11 protein-coding genes, 1 tRNA gene and 1 rRNA gene are annotated in these 18,895 nt (G+C 72.6%); 10 read left to right on the forward strand and 3 right to left on the reverse strand.

The features are described from left to right. Positions 1 to 184 precede the first annotated feature (184 nt). From rrf to ITJ68_RS19495, 10 genes are all read left to right on the forward strand, one after another. A 5S ribosomal RNA gene (rrf, locus tag ITJ68_RS04700) occupies positions 185 to 301 on the forward strand. Between the two features lie 79 nt (positions 302 to 380). Beyond that, positions 381 to 1,868, forward strand: coding sequence for a glutamate--tRNA ligase (gltX, locus tag ITJ68_RS04705; RefSeq protein ID WP_194660201.1), 1,488 nt, complete (start codon positions 381 to 383; stop codon positions 1,866 to 1,868). A gap of 15 nt (positions 1,869 to 1,883) precedes the next feature. Continuing rightward, complete coding sequence (locus tag ITJ68_RS04710; protein ID WP_194660202.1) at positions 1,884 to 2,828, forward strand: NAD(P)/FAD-dependent oxidoreductase; 945 nt, start codon at positions 1,884 to 1,886, stop codon at positions 2,826 to 2,828. A 44-nt stretch (positions 2,829 to 2,872) separates the two neighbouring features. After that, positions 2,873 to 2,947 (forward strand) — tRNA-Gln (locus ITJ68_RS04715). A gap of 283 nt (positions 2,948 to 3,230) precedes the next feature. Continuing rightward, on the forward strand, positions 3,231 to 6,083 hold the full coding sequence (locus tag ITJ68_RS04720; protein ID WP_194660203.1) for a non-ribosomal peptide synthetase: 2,853 nt from the start codon (positions 3,231 to 3,233) through the stop codon (positions 6,081 to 6,083). A 334-nt stretch (positions 6,084 to 6,417) separates the two neighbouring features. Then, positions 6,418 to 7,239, forward strand: a complete 822-nt coding sequence (locus ITJ68_RS04725) for a glycosyltransferase family 2 protein (protein ID WP_194660204.1) — start codon at positions 6,418 to 6,420, stop codon at positions 7,237 to 7,239. Beyond that, positions 7,236 to 8,204 (forward strand): glycosyltransferase family 2 protein, encoded by a 969-nt coding sequence (locus ITJ68_RS04730; RefSeq protein ID WP_194660205.1) that lies wholly within the window; start codon positions 7,236 to 7,238, stop codon positions 8,202 to 8,204. The genes ITJ68_RS04725 and ITJ68_RS04730 overlap by 4 nt, the downstream gene beginning before the upstream one ends. Further along, positions 8,201 to 11,779: a glycosyltransferase gene (locus tag ITJ68_RS04735; protein WP_194660206.1), complete on the forward strand. Its 3,579-nt coding sequence runs from the start codon at positions 8,201 to 8,203 to the stop codon at positions 11,777 to 11,779. Before ITJ68_RS04730 ends, ITJ68_RS04735 begins: the two co-directional genes overlap by 4 nt. Further along, positions 11,766 to 13,847 (forward strand): PIG-L family deacetylase, encoded by a 2,082-nt coding sequence (locus tag ITJ68_RS04740; RefSeq protein ID WP_194660207.1) that lies wholly within the window; start codon positions 11,766 to 11,768, stop codon positions 13,845 to 13,847. The genes ITJ68_RS04735 and ITJ68_RS04740 overlap by 14 nt, the downstream gene beginning before the upstream one ends. Next, positions 13,844 to 14,812, forward strand: coding sequence for a glycoside hydrolase family 16 protein (locus tag ITJ68_RS19495; protein WP_194660208.1), 969 nt, complete (start codon positions 13,844 to 13,846; stop codon positions 14,810 to 14,812). Before ITJ68_RS04740 ends, ITJ68_RS19495 begins: the two co-directional genes overlap by 4 nt. A gap of 208 nt (positions 14,813 to 15,020) precedes the next feature. On the opposite strand, the gene ITJ68_RS04750 is transcribed toward ITJ68_RS19495, so the two are convergent. From ITJ68_RS04750 to ITJ68_RS04760, 3 genes are read right to left on the reverse strand one after another with little or no spacing between them, the layout of a single operon-like run. Continuing rightward, complete coding sequence (locus ITJ68_RS04750; protein WP_194660209.1) at positions 15,021 to 16,280, reverse strand: glycosyltransferase family 4 protein; 1,260 nt, start codon at positions 16,278 to 16,280, stop codon at positions 15,021 to 15,023. Then, positions 16,277 to 17,887 (reverse strand): lipopolysaccharide biosynthesis protein, encoded by a 1,611-nt coding sequence (locus ITJ68_RS04755; protein ID WP_194660210.1) that lies wholly within the window; start codon positions 17,885 to 17,887, stop codon positions 16,277 to 16,279. Before ITJ68_RS04755 ends, ITJ68_RS04750 begins: the two co-directional genes overlap by 4 nt. Further along, positions 17,884 to 18,792, reverse strand: a complete 909-nt coding sequence (locus ITJ68_RS04760) for a beta-1,6-N-acetylglucosaminyltransferase (RefSeq protein ID WP_194660211.1) — start codon at positions 18,790 to 18,792, stop codon at positions 17,884 to 17,886. Before ITJ68_RS04760 ends, ITJ68_RS04755 begins: the two co-directional genes overlap by 4 nt. Positions 18,793 to 18,895: the final 103 nt, after the last annotated feature.

The following is an 18,895-nucleotide window of genomic DNA, read 5'->3' on the forward strand; positions in this document are numbered from 1 at the left end:
GGAAGCGGGGACTAACGACCCGTGGAGCTGACCGGTACTAATAAGCCGAAGACTTGACACCAACTATTTCCCCACCTCGGTGGGGGCTCGCGTCCACTTTGTGGTTCCCGACAGATGATCGGGAATCAAACTGAATAATTCGCTACGGCGGAGCAGTCTGAGACCAGGATCTGGTCGATGGTGTTCCGGTGGTCATAGCGAGAGGGAAACGCCCGGTCACATTCCGAACCCGGAAGCTAAGCCTCTCAGCGCCGATGGTACTGCAAGGGGGACCTTGTGGGAGAGTAGGACGCCGCCGGACTTACTTTGCAACACCAGGGAACCCCTGACCATTCATGGTCAGGGGTTTTCTGCGTTCGGCGGGTAGGATCGGAAGCGTCATGACTGCGCCTTTCACCACCGCCACCGGCTCCGATGTCCGCGTCCGTTTCTGCCCGTCCCCGACAGGCACCCCGCACGTCGGACTCGTGCGGACGGCCCTGTTCAACTGGGCCTACGCCCGGCACACCGGCGGCAAGCTCGTCTTCCGCATCGAGGACACCGACGCCGCGCGGGACAGCGAAGAGTCCTACGAGCAGCTCATCGACGCGCTGCGGTGGCTCCGGCTGGACTGGGACGAGGGCGTCGAGGTCGGTGGACCCCACGGGCCGTACCGGCAGTCGGAGCGCACGGACGTCTACCAGGACGTCATCGCGAAGCTCCAGGCCTCCGGGCACGTGTACGAGTCGTTCGTCACGCCCGAGGAGATGGAGGCCCGCAACGTCGCTGCCGGGCGTGACCCGAAGCAGGGGTACGACAACCACGAGCGCGACCTCACCGACGAGGAGCGTCAGGCGTTCCGCGACCAGGGCCGTGCGCCGGCGCTGCGACTCCGGGTGCCGGACCGCGACCTGAGCTTCCAGGACCTGGTCCGCGGGGAGATCACGTTCAAGCAGGGGACGTTCCCCGACTTCGTGGTGGTGCGTCCGAACGGCAAGCCGCTCTACACGTTCACGAACCCGCTCGACGACGCACTGATGGGCATCACCCACGTGCTCCGCGGCGAGGACCTGCTGTCGTCGACGCCGCGACAGATCGCCCTGTACGAGGCCCTGTACGAGATCGGCCTGACCGGCTTCATCCCGGTGTTCGGGCACCTGCCGTTCGTGATGGGGGAGGGCAACAAGAAGCTCTCCAAGCGCGACCCCGAGTCGAACCTGTTCCACCACCGCGCCGCCGGCATGATCCCCGAGGGGCTCATGAACTACCTGGCGCTGCTCGGCTGGTCGATCGGTCCCGACCGGGACGTGTTCTCCATCGACGAGATGGTGCAGGCCTTCGACGTCGCCGACGTCAACCCGAACCCGGCACGCTTCGACCACAAGAAGGCCGAGGCCATCAACGGGGACCACATCCGGCTGCTCGACCCGGCCGACTTCCGTGACCGTCTGAAGCCCTACCTGACCGACTTCCTCAGCGAGCCGGCGACGCCCGAGCAGGAGCGTGTCCTCGAGCTGGCGGCGCCGCTCGTGCAGGAGCGCATGCAGCTGTTGGGGGAGGCGCCGGGCATGCTCGGGTTCCTCTTCACCGCCGACGCCGACCTGGTCGTCGAGGACGACGCGCTCGCGAGCCTCAAGGGCGACCCGACCGAGGTCCTGCAGGCGAGCACCGCCGCGCTCGAGGGCGTCGAGGACTGGCGCACCGAGCCGATCGAGGCAGCGCTCCGCACGGCACTCATCGACGGGCTCGGGCTCAAGCCGCGCGTGGCGTTCGGACCGCTGCGCGTTGCGGTCTCCGGTCGCCGGATCAGCCCGCCGCTGTTCGAGTCGATGGAGATCCTCGGCAAGGACTCCACGCTCGCCCGTCTGCGCGCCCTCGCGGCCCGCTGAGACGACGCCCACGGCATGGACGAGGACGGGCAGACGGTCCACGACGTCGCGGTGATCGGTGCCGGTCCGGCCGGGCTCAGCGCCGCGCTGAACCTGGTCCGGGCGAAGCGGACCGTGCTGCTGGTCGACGCCAACCGGCCGCGCAACGCCGCCACGCTCCGGTCGCACGGGTTCCTGACGCGTGACGGCATCTCGCCGCTCGAGCTGCGCAAGCTCGGTCGCACCGAGGTCGAGCAGTACCCCGAGGCGACGGTCGTGCAGGCGATCGTCGACCGGGTGCACCCCGACGACGCGGGATGGCGGTTGCACGGCACGTGGCGTGGCGCCGAGGTCGACGCGGTGGCACGCACGGTGGTCGTCGCCACGGGGCTCCGCGAGGAGTTCCCGGCGCTGCCGTCCCTGCGCGCCTTCTACGGCAGCGCGATGCACAGCTGTGTCGAGTGCGACGGGTACGACAAGGCCGGGCAGCCGCTGGCCTTCATCTGCGAGACGCCCGACCTGGTGGACCGCGCCCTGCTCATCGCCTCGTGGACGGACGACCTCGTGGTGTTCACGAACGGCGTCGCGCCGCTCGACGCCGACGGCCGTGCGCGACTGGCCGCTGCGGGCGTGCGCGTCGAGGAGCGTCCCGTGGCCGACCTCGAGGGGGACCGGTCCGGGATGACGGGTGTCCGGCTCGCAGACGGGCACGTGGAGCCGCGCACGGGGGGTTTCGTGCGGCCCACGTGGCACGTCGACCTCGACTGGGTCGACGCCGCGCTCGACCGGGACGCCGAGGGCCTGGTCGTCGTCGACCGGGCAGGCCGGACCAGCGTGCCCGGGCTCTACGCGGTGGGGGACGTCACGCCGCCCGGACCCGAGCAGCTCATCGTCGCGGCCGGCCACGGCGCGACGACGGCCGCCGCGGTGCACCGCGACCTCGTCGGTGGTCTCACGGACCTCCGGGATCATGTACAGTAGATGACCGTGCCCCGGACAACGGGGCGCGAGGCCGACAGGCCTCTTGGGGTATGGTGTAATTGGCAACACAGCGGTTTCTGGTACCGTCGTTCTTGGTTCGAGTCCAGGTACCCCAGCCAGACTGATGAACAGCCCCCGGGTCTCCCCGGGGGCTGTTCGCGTTTCTGCCGCCAGATCCTCCGAGCGACCGGTCGCCTCCGTCACGGCGCCCGAGTCTGCGCGATCTCGCAGCCCGTTGTGCGCTGTTCTGAAGGCCGTTCTGGCACGACCTCAGCGATGCGCAGAACCGCAGGATGTCCGCACGGGCCTCGGTACCCCTGGAACGAGGGTGACGATCCGACCTAGTGTCCGTTGGAGTGAGCCGGAGCGACCGGTCTCCTGACGATCCCTGAGGGCACCTCCTTGACGACAACAGCACCCGAGACCCGACACCCCTGGGCGTACACCGCTGCCGTCCCCGCCGCCGCGGACCACTCCGTCGTGGACCGCTGGGCGCGGGTCGTGGCAGCACACCCGGACGCACCGGCACTCGCGGGCGAGGGTCGGCAGCTGAGCTTCGTGCAGACGGACGGGCTGGCTCGTTCGCTCGCGCTCCACCTCGGGGAACGCCTGCGCCCGGACGACCACACCGGCACCGGCACGGGCCCGACCCCGGGTGGCGCCCCGGTGCCGATCGGCGTGATGGCGGGTCAGACCACCGAGGCGGTCGTCGGGATCCTCGCGCTCGTCATGGCCGAGCGCCTCGTGGTGGTCCTCGACGACCACCTCCCCGCCGCCCGCCTGCGCCACGTCGTGGAGCTGGCCGGGGTCACCGAGGTGCTCGCCGACGGCGACCGCTCGGCTGCGGCTGCTGCCGTGCTCGGCGCCGACGGCGTGGTCCACGACCTGCACACGCTGCTGGCCGACGCCGAGGCCGGCCGACCGGAGTCCACGGGCGACACGACCGTCGCCCCGATCGCCACGACCTCGGTGAGCGACGACGGGTCCCTCACCACGACCACGACGCCGACCACGACCACCAGCACGACCACGACCACGACCACCAGCACGACCACGGCCACGGGCCGCCCCGGCGCGAGCGACCCCCTCGTGCTCGCATTCACCTCCGGCTCCACCGGGATGCCGAAGGGCGTCGCGATCACCCACCAGCAGCAGCTCGACAACGTCGAGCAGGACGCCGTCGCGATCGGCACCGCACCCGGCGACCGGCTCGCGCTCGTGATGCCGCTGTCGTTCGCCGCCGGCTTCCTGTTCGGCTTCAGCACCCTGCTCAACGGCGGCGCGGTCGTGCTCCTCGACCCCCGCGACCTCGGCACGGACCGGGTCCTCGAGCGGATGTCCGCCGAGGACGTCAACGTCCTCGTCTGCACCCCGCACCTGCTCCGCTCCATCGTGTCGAGCGTGACGCAGGACCGGGTCCTGCAGGGCCCCGGCCAGGAGACCCGCATCGCCGCCACGAAGGCGCTCCGCGTCGTCGTCACGAGCGGCGAGGCCATCAGCGGCTCCGACGTCGTGGCCGCTCGTCCCGTCCTCAGTGACACCACGACGGTGTGGAACGCGCTCGGCGCGAGCGAGATGGGCTGTGTCGCGTTCTTCCCCGTGGCCCCCGGTGACGTCGCCCCGTCCGGTGTCGTCCCCGCCGGCTACGCGCTGCCGAACAAGCACGTGACGATCGTCCGCGAGGACGGCACCCCGGCACCCGTGGGGGAGGCCGGTCAGATGCTCGTCGAGTCCGCGGGCCTGACCGCCGGCTACTGGGGTGCGCCCGAGAAGACCGCGGAGCACGCCGGCGTCAGCGCCGACGGCGTCCCGACCTGGCGGCAGGGCGACCTGGCCCGCATGGAGCCCGACGGCTGCATCGTGCTGCTCGGCCGTGCCGACGACGCCGTCAAGGTGCGCGGGTACCTCGTCGAACCGAGCGAGATCGAGGCCGCCATCCGCGGGCTCGACGACGTCCACGACGTGGCCGTCACCGCGCTCGTCGAACCGCCCGCCGTGACCCGACTGGTCGCCTACGTCGTGGGCCGTCCCGGACGTCGTACCCCGTCGCCCGCCGCGATCCGCCGAGCCCTCCGCGACGTCCTGCCCGAGTACATGGTGCCCGCGACGATCGTCCCGATGCCCGCGCTGCCCAGGACCGAGCGCGGCAAGGTCGACCGGACGGAGCTGCCGAGCGCGCCGGCGATCGAGGTCGAGATGGTGGAGGGCGAGTACGACCAGTGGGAGCTCGTCGTCGGCCAGATCTGGGCCGAGGTCCTCGGCCTCCGCGGCGTGCACCTCGACGAGGACTTCTCCGCGCTCGGCGGTGACTCGCTGTCCGCCGAGGAGATGCTCGCGATCGTGCAGCAGCGCCTCGGCGTCGACCTCCGCGCCTCGGAGCTGCTCGAGCACCCGACGCTGCGCTCGTTCGCCCGGCACGTCCGCTCCGGCGCCAGCGCCCTGCCGAGCCACCCCGACATCGTGAAGGTCGCCGGGGCCAGGAACCCCGGCCACCCGCCGGTGTTCTGCCTGTCCGGTGGCGGGGCCCTCGCGCTCACGTTCCTGCCGCTGTCCCGGTACCTGCCCGACCACGACGTCTACGCCCTGCAGCAGCACGGCATCGAGCGCCGCGGCCTGCCGGACTGGAGCATCGCCCGCGCCGCCCGTCGCTACATCGCCCTGATGCGCATCGTGCAGCCGCACGGCCCGTACCTGCTGGTCGGCCACTCCCTCGGCGGGCTCATCGCGCTCGAGGTCGCGACGATGCTGACGGAGGCGGGGGAGCAGGTCGACCACGTCGCCCTGCTCGACACCTACCTGCCGCGCACCCGCTCCGAGAGCGCTCAGCTGCACTTCGGACGGATCGAGCAGCGGGAGCCCCAGAACACGACGGTGCGGACCGTCAAGCGCGGGCTCGACCGGGTCACCAAGCGCATCATGCCGTCCGGCCTGCCGTGGGGCGGCCTGTTCGGTCGCCGCCTGCGGGCGTACGGTGCGGGCGTGCTGCGCTTCGGCGGGCAGAAGGACTTCGACGCCTTCTTCGACCAGGCGGAGCTCGTCACCCGACGGCACACGGCCACGCCGTACCACGGGCGGTCGACGTTCGTCCTGGCGGACGGCAACCCCGACGTGCAGGGCTGGTCCGCCGTCCTGCGCGGGGACACGCGCACCGTGCGCATCCAGAGCGAGCACAGCTCGCTCCTGCGCGAGCCGCACGTGGCCGAACTGGCGGCGGTGCTCCGCGAGGCGCTCGCGCCGGCTGACGCGCGGTCCTAGGGCCCACACAGCGCGGACTGGAGGCTCGTGGCGGCGCCGCCACGAGCCTCCAGTCCGGTGGTCGCGCCCCGCGCCCCGCGGGCCGTTGCGGGTTTCCGTATCCGCACTCGGTGGTCCGCAAGGGACCGCACATCGCATTGACCCTCACCTCCGCCGCCGCGATGGTGGGAATCACCAGGGAACGGCGTACCCCCGTTCCTGACCACCAGGCGGGGGCACTCGACTCCGCAGGCATCGTCGCCGACGTCTCAGCGTCTCGTCCTCCGTCACCCACGGACGACCGTTCGCTTCCCACGAACTCATCCGTATGCCCCCTGAACCCGACAGGAGCACCATGTCCGCCAGCACCTCCCGACCCCGAGACCCCCGCGTCTCAGTCGTCATCCCCGCTCGGAACGAAGCGAGGAACCTCGAGATCATCCTCCCGAAGCTCCCGCCCGTGTACGAGGTGATCCTCGTCGACGGCAACTCGGTCGACGACACGATCGCCACCGCCCAGCGCCTGATGCCGTCGATCAAGGTCGTGCAGCAGACCCGCAAGGGCAAGGGCAACGCCCTGGTCTGCGGTTTCGAAGCCGTCACCGGCGACGTCGTCGTCATGTTCGACGCCGACTGCTCCGCCGACCCCGACGAGATCCCGCGCTTCGTCGACGCCCTCGTCGCCGGCGCCGACGTCGCGAAGGGCACCCGCTACGCCCTCGGTGGCGGCAGCGACGACATCACGATCGTCCGAAGCCTGGGCAACCGTGGCCTGAACGTCGTCAGCAACGTCCTGCTCGGGGCGCGCTACACGGACCTCTGCTACGGCTACAACGCCTTCTGGGCCGACACGCTGCCGAAGATCGGCCTGCTGTCCTCGACGCTGCCGAAGCCGACCGACGGCTCGATGCTCTGGGGCGACGGCTTCGAGATCGAGACCATCCTCACCTGCCGCTGGTCCGCCGCGGACCTGGTGATCTCCGAGGTCCCGAGCCACGAGAAGCTCCGCGTGCACGGCACCAGCAACCTCAACGCCATCACGGACGGCATCCGCGTCCTGAAGTCGATCATGCACGAGCGTCGTCGGGCCACCGCTGCCCAGACCCGCGCGCGCATGGCTCCCATCACCCGCGCCGTGCCGACCGCCGTGCCGGCGCTCGACGAGGAAGCGGCGTGAGCGCCCCGACCGTCGCGGTCGTCATCTGCGCGTACACCCAGCAGCGCTGGGGCGACCTGCAGGACTCCGTCGAGTCGGCCAAGCGCCAGCCCGAGGCGACCGAGGTCGTCGTCGTGATCGACCACGAGCCCGAGCTGTACCTCCGTGCGAAGGCCCGCTGGCCCGAGCTGCGCGTCGTCGAGAACTCCGAGGACCGCGGCCTGTCCGGGGCCCGCAACACCGGTGTCGCCCTGACGGACGCCGACGTCGTCGCGTTCCTCGACGACGACGCCACGGCGGACGCCGACTGGCTGCAGCACCTCGTCGCAGCGCTCGAGCTCCCCGACGTCGTCGGCGTCGGCGGCCGTGCCACGCCGTCCTGGCCCACCACGACCGGTGCCGGCCCGTACCCCGCCGAGCTGCTCTGGATCGTCGGCTGCAGCTACGCCGGTCTTCCCACCGCGGCCGGCGACGTGCGCAACGTCATCGGGTCGAGCATGGCCTTCCGTCGCGACGTGCTGCTCGCCGCCGGTGGGTTCCGCTCCGGCATCGGCCGCGTCGGCAACCAGCCGCTCGGCTGCGAGGAGACGGAGCTCTGCATCCGCATCGCCCAGGCGAAGCCGTCCTCCCGCATCCGCTACGAACCGCGCTCCAACGTCTCGCACCGTGTGTCCCCGGACCGGGTCGAGATGCGCTACGTCCGTCGCCGCAGCTACTACGAGGGCATCTCCAAGGCCGTCCTCAGCCGTCGTGTCGGCACGGGCGACTCCCTCTCGAGCGAGTCGACGTACCTGACGAAGGTGCTCCCCGGCGCGCTGCTGCGGGAACTCGGTGGGCTCGGACGCGGCGGTGGGACCCGTGCGTTCGCGATCGCCCTGTCCGTGGCGTCGACGATCACCGGCTACGCCGTCGGTCGGGTCCTCGGTGGCGTCGTCGTGTCGCCGGCCGCCCCGGTCACGGCGCCGCAGACCGTCGGTGCACCGTGACCCGTTCCACCCTGGCGATGGTCATCTCGCCGGTCGTCCAAGGGCCGCTGTTCCCGACGTGGGACGGCGCCGTGTGGGTCGGCGAGGTCGACCGTGCCGACGTGCACGCCTCGAGCCACCGGGACGTCATCGCGCTCCGCGGGGCCGAGGGCTACCGGCGCGCACGGCTCCTCGTGCGTGACCACGGCGAGCCGCTCGGCTTCGTCGAGACGGAGGTCACCGAACGCCGACGCATCGGCGCGACGATCGACGTCCGCACGCTCCAGCGCGCGATCCGCCCGATGTCCGCACCCGTGACACGGCCGGCAGCAGACCAGGTGCTGCCGTCCGTCACCGTGGTGCTCTGCACCGATGGCGCCGCCGACCAGACGATGCGCTCGCTGCTCGCGGTGCGCCACGAGGACTTCGACGTGCTCGTCGTCTCCCACGCGGCCGAGGCCGGGGACGCCACGGTCGTCACCATCGACGGTCGCCGCGTCACCACGATCGCCGCGCCGACGGGTGGCCTCGCCGCCGCCCGCAACGCCGGACTCCTCGCCGCGACCGGTGAGGTCGTCGCGTTCCTCGACGAGGGCGCGATCGTGGACGAGGGATGGCTCTCGGCCGTCACCGCCGCCTTCGCCGCCGACGCCGACGTGGCCTGCGTCACCGGGCTCGTCCCGAGCGCCGAGCTGCGCACCCCCGCGCAGCGCTGGCACGACGACCGCACGCCGGCCGCCCGCACCGTCCGCCGCCGGGTCATCCGTCGCGACGACGAGCAGGACGACGGCACGCTCCACCCGTTCGCGGCCTCTGCCTACGGCACCGGCGGCAACCTCGCCGTGCACCGCGCGACCGTCCTCCGGATGGGTGGGTTCGACACCGCCTTCGGTCCGGGGACCCGCGTCGGCGGTGGCGACGACCTCGACCTCTTCACCCGACTGCTGTTCGCGGGCTCCGCGATCGCCGTCGAACCGGCCGCCATCGTCTGGCAGCGCTCAGCGGACGACGTCGCGTCGCTCCGTGCGGCAGCTGCGGCGCACGGCCACGGACTCGGAGCATGGATGACCAAGAACGCCTTCGACCGTGAGACGCTCACCGCGTCGGTCGACGCCGCGCCCGGGGCCGTCAGCGCCTTCGCGCGGCTCGGTCTCGAGCAGGGTGACCACGCCTCCGACCTCGGCGCGCTCGCACGCCGTGCGACGGGTGTCGAGCCGGATGCCGACACCGGTGCCGTGCCGGCGGACGCCGTCGACGCGGAGTTCCGCGCGACGAAGCACCGCCTGCGCGGTGTCGAGCGACGCTCCGTGCTCACCGCACCGTTCCTCGCGCTCCGCGAACGCCTCGGAGGCGCCGGCACGATCGACCGCACCGCCCGCGGTCGTCACGAGCTGGAGCGCGGCCTGAGCACGGCCGGTCCCGCACGGACCACCGAGAACGGTGCCATGGGCCCCGTCGCGCGCCTCGTCGCCGCCGGCATCGTCCTGGCGACGCTGCTCCTCGCCGCGATCGGCACCCTCGCCGGGCTGCCGGTGCTGCGCGCCAGCGCCATCGCCGTCTACCTCTTCGCACTGCTCGGGGTCGCCCCGCTGCTGCTCGTCCGTCCGATGCCGCTGGCCCGGTTCGCGGCGTTCGCCGTCACCGCGTCGCTCGTCGGCACGATCGGCATCGGGTACACGATGGCGACGTTCCACATCTGGGCACCCGTCGTGCCGTTCGTCGGCGTCACGGTGCTGACGGCCCTCGCCCTCGCGATCGCCGTCCCGCGCGACGTCGCCGACCTCCGCCGCAGTCGCCTCGCCACTCCCGAGGGCACCCTCCGCGCCCGGTGGGGCACCACGGCGACGGTCACCACGCTGACGCTCGTCGGCCTGGCGATCGTGGTCGTCTCCGCACTCACGCACGTCGGCGACCCCGTCCCGGCCGGCCTGTTCGGCTCGCTCGGCCCGGGACTGGCCATAGGGCTGCTCGTCATCGTCGCGGCGGCCGTCGTGGCGCTCGTCCGTGGGCGTGGCGTGGCCGTGCCCGTCGTGGTCCTCGGCGGCGTCGTCCAGCTCGCCCAGGCGATCACGTACGGCATGCCGACCGTGACCGCGGCAGCACGCCACATCGGCGTCCTCGAGTACATCCGTCGGTTCGGCGGCACGAACCCGACCGCCGACATCTTCCAGACCTGGTCGGGGCTCTTCGCCGCCGGTGCCTGGGTCGCCGACGTCGGCGGCATCGTCAACACGATGCTCATCGCCGCGTGGTTCCCCGTGCTCCTGGCGTTCACCACCACGATCGCCGTCGGCGTCCTCGCGGCCAGCTGGCTGCCCGGTGCCCGTCGCCCGTGGATCGCCGCGTTCCTGACCGCGATGACCGGTTCGCTGAACACGACGTACTTCTCCCCGCAGTCCACCGGCATCCTGATGTCGGTCGTGATCCTGGTGCTCGCCACCGGCCAGCTCCGCACCGCGGTCCTGACCGGACCCGACGGCGAGCCCGTGGAGACGCTGCGTGCCCGCAAGGTCGGGCTGTCCCGGCTCATCGCGATCGGCGGCATCGCGATCGTCCTCGCCGTGACGCACCAGATCTCGCCGTACCTGACGGTCGCGGCGCTCGTCACCCTGGTCGTCTTCCGCCTGCTCCGTCCGTGGTGGCTGCCGGTCGTGGTCCTCGTCCCCGCCGTGGTGTTCGCGCTGCTCAACGACGACGTCCTCGGCAAGTTCCTGTCGCTCGCCGCCGTCGGTCGGGTGCTCGACAACGTGCAGCCCCCGTCGCACGACATGACGGTCCTCCCGAAGCCGCTCGTCACCCGCCTGGCGTTCGACATCCCGGCCGCCGCGCTCATCGTGCTCGGGCTGATCGCGCTCCTCACCGTCCTGCTCCGTCGGGACCGGCTGCACTGGGGCCTGCTGGCCGCAGCGGCGAGCCCGATCTCCCTGCTCGTCGCCACGAACTACGGCCAGGAGGGCATCTTCCGCGTCGTCCTGTTCGCCACCCCGTGGATCGCGATCCTCGCCGCGGCGCTCCCGGCTCCGGCCGGCCGCCTCGCCTGGTCGGGACGTCTGGTGGAACGCTCGATGCGTCCGACCGCCGTCAAGTACGCGGTGGCGGCCGCCGGGGTCGCGGCGCTCGTCGCGGTCGGGGCGTTCGGCCAGACCGCGCTCGACTGGAACCGCGTCCCGACGCGCAGCCAGTCCGAGGCGACGCAGCTCTACGACCGGACGGCACCGAAGGGCTCCCTGATGCTCCTGACGGGCTCCGCGAACGCCGTGCCGAGCAACACCGGCTCCCGGTACTTCGACGTCAACTACCTGTCGCGTGAGGTCCTCGGGGCGTACCCGGACCCGACCGGCTCGTACGACGCCACCGCGGACGTGTCGAAGATGACCCGGGACCTCGTCAGCACCTGGCCGGCCACGAAGTACTACGCCCTGGTGGCGGAGCCCTTCGGCGCCTACGACGAGCGCTACGGGTACCAGAGCGACGCCGACTACCAGCAGCTCGGCGCGGCGATGGCGAAGTCCCCGTACTGGGAGCGCGTCTGGTCCTCCGGCACCACCGCGATGTACCAGCTGACCCCGGCGGGACTGCGTCATGGCGCCGAGTAGGGCCAGGCACCGACGGGCTCGGCGAGGGATCGCCGCGCCCGTCGCGGCCGTCCTCGTCGCCGCGGTCGCCGTCGTCGGCCTGGTGGTCGGCCCCGTGGCCGCGAACGCGTGGACCGGTGCGACCAGGACGTCGTCAGCGTCGACGACGTCCGGCTCGACCACGTACGGCACGGCAGCGGTCACCCGGGCGACCGGCACCACGGCGAGCGGCGCGGCCGACTGCAGCGCCGGCCGTGTGCTGACCGTCGTGGCCCACGCCGACGACGACCTGCTCTTCGACGGCACCGCGCTCCGCACGGACGTCGACGCCGGGCGCTGCGTGCGCTCCGTCGTCGTGACCGGCGGCGACGCCGGCAAGCCCGCCTGGTACTGGCAGGGTCGCGAGGACGGCCTGATGGCCGCGTACGCGAACCTGGCCGGCGTCGCCCCGCAGTGGGCGTCCGGCACGCTCACCGCCGGCGGCAAGACGCTCCGCACCGCGACGCTCACCACGAACCCGCGTCTGAGCCTGGTCTTCCTGGAGCTGCCCGACGGCAACGTCGACGGCTCCGGCTTCGCCGCCGACGGCAGCGAGAGCCTGCAGAAGCTGTACCAGGGCGGCATCACGACGATGCACACGCTCACCGGAGCGGCCCAGCCCACGACGTACACCCTGCCGCAGCTCAAGGCCACGCTGCTCGGGGTCATGCAGGACTTCGCCCCGACCGACGTCCACACCCTCGACCACGTGGGCGGCTACGGCGACGGGGACCACAGCGACCACCACACGATCGGCTACCTGACCGACCAGGTGCAGAAGCAGTACACCGGCACGCACGCCTTCACCGGGTACATGGGGTACCCGATCGCGAACCGTCCGTCGAACCTCACCCAGGCGCAGACCGACGCCAAGGGCGCCGTGTTCTACACGTACGCCGCCCACGACGGGGAGACCTGCGCCTCGTGGCAGGCCTGCTCCTCGAAGCCGGAGGGCTCGTGGCTGAGCCGCCAGTACACCGCCGGTTCGAGCGTCCCGACGACCCCCGGCAACCCCACGAACCCGGGCGGCACCACGCCGACCGAGCCGACGAGCCCGACCCGCGGCACCGACGTCACCGGCACGGCCACCGTCACGGCCAGCGGCGAGAACGCGGCCGACGGGCAGACGGCGAAGAAGGCCGTCGACGGCGTCTTCAGCGGCTACCCCGACGCCCCGACCGCCGAGTGGGCCGTCCCGTGGGGCGGTGTCGGCACCTGGATCCAGCTCGGCTGGTCCGGCGCGACGACCATCGGCGAGGTCGACCTGGCCGACCGTCCCAACGCCGACGACCAGGTCACCGGCGGCACCCTCACGTTCTCCGACGGCTCGAGCCTGACCGTCCCGACGCTCGACAACGGCGGCGCCGTGACCCGCCTGGCGTTCACGGCCAGGAAGGTCACGTGGGCCCGGTTCACGGTCACGGCCGTCAGCGGCAGCACCCGGAACGTCGGCCTCTCCGAGATCCGCGTCTACGGTCCGGCCACGTCGTCCACGCCGAGCCCGACGCCGACACCGACCGCCACGTCGACCCCGACCTCGACGCCCACCGCGACCCCGACGTCGACCCCCACCGCGACGCCGACGGGGACGCCCACCGCGACACCCACCCCGACGCCCACGCCGACGTCCGCCGACATCACCGGCAGCGCGACCCCGACCGCCGCGTGGGACAACCCCGCCGACGGCCAGACCGTCGCGAAGGGCGTCGACGGCATCGTGTCCGGCTACCCGAAGAACTCGGCCGCCGAGTGGGTCGCACCGTGGGGCCGCACCGGCGTCTGGTTCCAGCTCGACTGGTCGTCGTCGGTCTCCCTGCAGCGCATCGTCCTGAACGACCGGCCGAACCTGTCCGACCGGATCACGAGCGGCACCCTGACGTTCTCGGACGGCAGCCAGGTGCAGGTCGGTTCCCTGCCGGACGACGGCTCGGCCCTGACGGTCGACTTCAGCGCACGGAACGTGAAGTGGGTCCGCTTCACCACGACCGGGGTGTCGAACAGCACCACGAACGTCGGGCTCTCGGAGATCCGCGCGTGGGGAGTCCGGTGACGGACACGTCACTCGACGACCCACCGGTCGACGACGACGCCGCGGCGGCGCACGGAGCCGCACCGGCCCACGGTGAGGGGCTCGCACGCCACCGCCCGACGCACCGCCCGACACACGGTCGCGGTGCCCGGCGCCTGGCGCTCGGCGTCGGCGCCCTGGTGCTGGTCGCCGGTGTCGTCGCCGCGTCGGTGACGAGCACCGCCGACCAGGACAGCCACGACCCGAGCGGAGTGACGATGCCGACCACCGACGGTGACGGGTGGAACCGCGTGTTCTCCGAGGACTTCGCCGACACCACGCCCACGGGCGCCTTCGAGGGCACGTACGCCGACCGGTTCTCCGTGTACCACGGCTTCGCGGACACCGCGGGGACCGGCCGCTACCAGGCCGACGTGCTCACGGCCCACGACGGCATGCTCGACATGCGGCTCCGCACCACGAAGGCCGGCACACCGCTCGCCGGCGGCGTCGTCCCGCTCATCGACGGCCAGTGGGGCGGCCAGACCTCCGGCCGCTACACCGTGCGCATGCGGAGCGACGAGGTCGCCGGGTACGGCGTCGCGATGCTCCTCTGGAGCGACCAGAACGTCTGGTCGGACGGCGAGATCGACTTCCCCGAGGGTGCGCTCGGCGCGCCGGCCTGGCTGAACGTGCACTGCCTCGCCGACCCTGCCGAGAAGTGCGTCCACCTCGAGACCGGGGCGTCCCTGGCCGACTGGCACACCTACACGATCGAGTGGACCCCGACGCGGATGTCGTTCCTCATCGACGACGAGGTCGTCGGCTCCACCACGGAGAACATCCCGACGGCGCGGATGCACCTCGTCATCCAGGCGGGCTCCAACGACGGCAACCCGCCGGCCGACGCCGACGGGTCCCTGCTCATCGACTGGATGACGATCGACGTCCCGGCCGACGGTGCGGCGCCGGAGGCGACCCTGCCGACGCAGCCGGCGGCCGGCTGAGCGGTCACCGCGTCACGGACGGGAGGCTCGGTGCCAGCTGGCACCGAGCCTCCCGTCCGTCGTGTGGTGGCGACACGACGAGGTGGCCGGCCCCGACGGGACCGGCCACCTGACTGTGTCGTGCCACGAGCTCGTGTCGTGCCGCGAGCTCGCGTCGTGCGACGAGCTCGCGTCGTGCGACGAGCTCGGGTCCTGCGACGGGCTCGCGTCAGCGGCGTCCGTGGGCCCGCAGCGCGCGGAGCAGCCCGGTCAGGTGCGGCTCGGGGCCGTAGTGCTCGCGGACCCACTCGCGGCACCGTGCGCCGAGGGAGGGGTCGTGCACGGCCTCGTCGAGGACGTCGAGGACCTTCTTCGCGAGCGCCGCGGTGTCCTCGGGGTCGACGGTGAACCGTGCCCACTCGCCCGCGAGGATCTCGCCGGTCCCACCGGAGGCGGCCGCGACGACGGGGCGTCCGGCGGACATCGCCTCGACGACGACGCGGCCGAAGCCCTCCGGCTCGATCGAGGGCACGACGACCAGGTCGGCCGCGTGCAGGAGCGGGACGACGTCGTCCCGCTCGGGCAGCACGAGGACCGAGCCGTCGGGGAGCGCGTCGATCGCCCGCTGCACCGCGGGGGCGTCGGCGGGGTAGAGCGCGCCGGCGAGCACCAGGAGGGGCTCACGGCGCGGGGCGCTGGAACTGCTCGAGCTGCCCGAGCCGCTCGTGACGATCGTCACGGGCAGGCGGTCGGAGGCCGCGGCGAGGACGCGGCCCCACGCCTCGAGCAGGGCGAGCACGCCCTTGGACGGGGTGAGCCGTCCGTAGTACAGGACCGTGGGCGTGGCGTCGTCGATGCCGAGCGCCACGCGGGCGGCGTGCACCTGCGTCGGCGTCGACGCGGGGAAGGCGTCGGTGTCGACCCCGTTCGGGACGACCGTGATGCGCTGCGGCGGCACACCGGCTGCGGCCCAGGCACGCGCCATCGCGTGCGAGACCGCGAGGTACTCGGTGCGTCCGCCGGCCAGCAGCCCGAGGCGTGCGTAGTTCGGTGCGTGGTGCAGGTGGACCACGAGCGGGACGCGGGCGACCGTCGAGACCAGCCGACCCCACGGCAGGAACTCCGGCCGGTTCAGCCAGAGCACGTCGAGGCGGGCCCGGCGCAGTGCGAGGCCCTGGCGGACGAAGCGGACGGCGTCACCGAACGCGGACCGCAGCGTGAAGCGGTAGTCGCTCGCACGGTGCAGGCGGACGCCGAGCCGGTCGTAGGGTGCACGGCCGGCGTCCGCGGGGCCGGTGAGCGCGGGGCGGTGCCAGACCTCGACGTCGAGGCCGGCGGCGACGAGGTCGCGGGTGTCCTCGAGGACGCAGCGTTCCACGCCGCCCGTGATCGCGAGGCCGTTCGTCACGACGCCGACCCGTGGGGGACGCGTCGCGGTGGTCTGGTGCCGACGGCGCGGACGCCGACGGTCGATGCCGCGGTGGCTCATGCGACACCGCCGCGAGCCGCGCGCAGGCGGCGGAAGAACCAGGGCATGCAGGCGAGGACACCGGCGACCCGGACGCAGTTCCAGAACAGGTCCTGCGGCACGAACACCGAGATGCCGGCGACGAGGAGGGACCCGAGGACGACGAGGACCACGCGGAGCTGCGGGCCGCGCCACTCACGGCGGTCGGACAGCGCCCACTGCTGCATGGCGGCGAGCCCGGCGTACGCCACGACGGTGGCGACGCCTGCCCCGGCGATGCCGAGGACCGGCACCAGGAGCAGGTTGGCGCCGATGTTCACGGCGCCGGCGATGGCACCGATCACCCCGACGGCGACACCGCGGCGCTCGACCAGCAGGAGCCTGCCGGTGGCACCGCTCGCGACGACCGGGAAGGCGGTGATCGCCACGACGAACACCACGACGGTGAGGTCCTGCACGCGGTAGGAGGCCGGCGCCAGGATCGGCAACGCCACCGGTGACACCAGGGTCACGGCGAGGAGCACGGGGGCGAGGAGCTTGTACAGCTCGTCGCGGGAGTGCATCGCGAGCTGCCGACGGGCGACGCCGTCCCGGAGGGCGGCGAAGTGCGGCGCCCAGGCCTGGTTCGTGAAGGTCAGCAGGAGGATGACGGCCGACCCGACGACGTAGGCGATCTGGTAGCGGGCGACCTCGTCCGGGCCGAGCAGCCGCTGCACGACGAGGCGGTCCCCGGCGTTCAGCACGAAGTAGGACAGGCTGCCGAGGGCGATCGGGATGCCGAGGCGGAACGCCCTGGCGGTCGTCTTCCGGTCCAGGAGCCCGGCCAGGCGCGGCTTCGTCGCCGCGATGCCGATGACCATCGCCGCGCCCTGCGCGACGACACCGCCCCACGCGTACGTGGTGGCGTCGGCGCGCACGAAGGTGAGCAGCCCGAGCCCGATGATCGAGCCGCCGATGGAGGAGAGGAGGCTCGTCACGGCGAAGACCTTGATGCGGTCCTGCGCGACGAGGAGCGCGAGGGAGATCTGCACGATCGCCGCGGGGCCGGTCCACAGCACGGCGACGAGGAGCAGCGGGTGGTTGCCGATGAACCCGGCGGCGTCGCCCCAGAGCGGGATGGTCGTCAGGGCGATGACCGTGACGATGCTCGCCGTGATCATGCCGACGGCGAGCAGCCCACGGGCACGGGTGTCGGCACCGTCCTCGGCGCGCTGGAGCACCGACGCCTGGTCGATGCCCATCACCGCGAGGACGACGAGCGCCTGGTACAGGGCGATCGCGGACGCCAGCACGCCGAACTCCGCGGGCGGCATGAGGTGCGCCAGCACGGGGGAGATGAGCGAGGAGACGACGAGCTGCATCGACCAGACGACGACGTACAGCAGGCCACGGCCGAACAGGACCGACGCGCCCTTGCGGACGGCGACGCTGCCCGTGTCGAGGGACGCCGTCGCGTCCTCGGTGGGAGCGAGGTCCGGGACGGTGATGGTGCCGGTCGCGGTGGCGCCGGGGGCAGGAGCAGCGGCGGCACCGGGTGCCGGGGCAGCGGTCGGCGCAGCAGCGGTGGGGGTGCCGGCGGCGGCGTCGCGGGCGGCGCGGGCTTCGCGGCGGGTCTGGGGGGCGCTCACGGTGCGACCACCTCGCGGGCGGCCGCGGTGCGCAGGTCGAACGCGGCGTCGATGACGTCGAGCAGGTCGGAGCTGACCGCGGTGGAGAACTTCCGCGCGAACACGTGCTGGGGCTGTTCGCCCGGCTCCGTCCGACGCTCGAGCAGGCGCCCGGCGTCGGCGGTGGTCAGCCACGGCGGGCTCTTCTGCGCGGTGCCGTCCCACCCGATCCACCAGAGGGCGTGCGGGACGTGCTCGTCGGCGAAGTCCGGCACGAGGGCGGGGGAGCGCAGCACCGACGGCACGAAGGTCTCGTCCGCGATCCACACGCGCTTCCAGAACCGGACCAGGTCCGGACGGCTGTCGACGACCTCGACGACGGCCTCGGCGTGGTGCCTGGCGAGGACCTTGAGCTGCGAACCACCGGCGAAGACCACGTCACGCGGGACCCGGCGCGGCAGCGGCACGCGGAGCATGCGCTTGCGCCACGCCCAGTGCGGGAAGCGGATCCGCGAGGTCCCGCCGTCCCGACCCCACGCGGGGTGCGGCAGCGGGCGGGCGTCGACGAACGACTCCTCGGGGTGCGCAGCGAGCAGGTCCTGGATCTCCGACGCGTTCGCCAGCGGGTAGTCGCTCCCGGTCAGGAGCGCGACGTGCGAGGCGTCCGTCTCGGCGAGTGCCGCGCGGTACCCGGCGACCTCGGCGGCGACGTTCTCCCACTTCGCCCACCCGGTGCGGATCCGGGGCAGCACCCGGACACGGTCGGGCAGGCCGTCCGTCATCTCCCGGAAGACGGACTCCGGGGTGCGCGCGTCGCAGTGCAGGAACACCGGGAACGGATCGAGCGCCTCGACGAGTCGGCGCACGTGCCGTGGGTCCTCATGGGCGAGGACGATGCACGCGAGAGCGGCTGGGGAGATGGCCATGGACGCGACGCTAACGGCGGCGTTCCCGCGCCGACAAGGCGATCAGGGGCCGACTGCGGGGAAGCGGCGGTTTCCCGCACCCACCCGCCGATCCGGGGTGTGA

The organism is Curtobacterium sp. VKM Ac-1395, from assembly GCF_015350975.1.
Taxonomy (GTDB): Bacteria; Actinomycetota; Actinomycetes; order Actinomycetales; family Microbacteriaceae; genus Curtobacterium.

Excerpts from the sequence above, each read along its gene's own strand:
- gltX (WP_194660201.1), top strand. The coding sequence starts at position 381 with ATGACTGCGCCTTTCACCACCGCCACCGGCTCCGATGTCCGCGTCCGT.
- ITJ68_RS04710 (WP_194660202.1), top strand. The coding sequence starts at position 1,884 with ATGGACGAGGACGGGCAGACGGTCCACGACGTCGCGGTGATCGGTGCC.
- ITJ68_RS04725 (WP_194660204.1), top strand. The coding sequence starts at position 6,418 with ATGTCCGCCAGCACCTCCCGACCCCGAGACCCCCGCGTCTCAGTCGTC.
- ITJ68_RS04740 (WP_194660207.1), top strand. The coding sequence starts at position 11,766 with ATGGCGCCGAGTAGGGCCAGGCACCGACGGGCTCGGCGAGGGATCGCC.
- ITJ68_RS04750 (WP_194660209.1), bottom strand. The coding sequence starts at position 16,280 with ATGAGCCACCGCGGCATCGACCGTCGGCGTCCGCGCCGTCGGCACCAG.
- ITJ68_RS04760 (WP_194660211.1), bottom strand. The coding sequence starts at position 18,792 with ATGGCCATCTCCCCAGCCGCTCTCGCGTGCATCGTCCTCGCCCATGAG.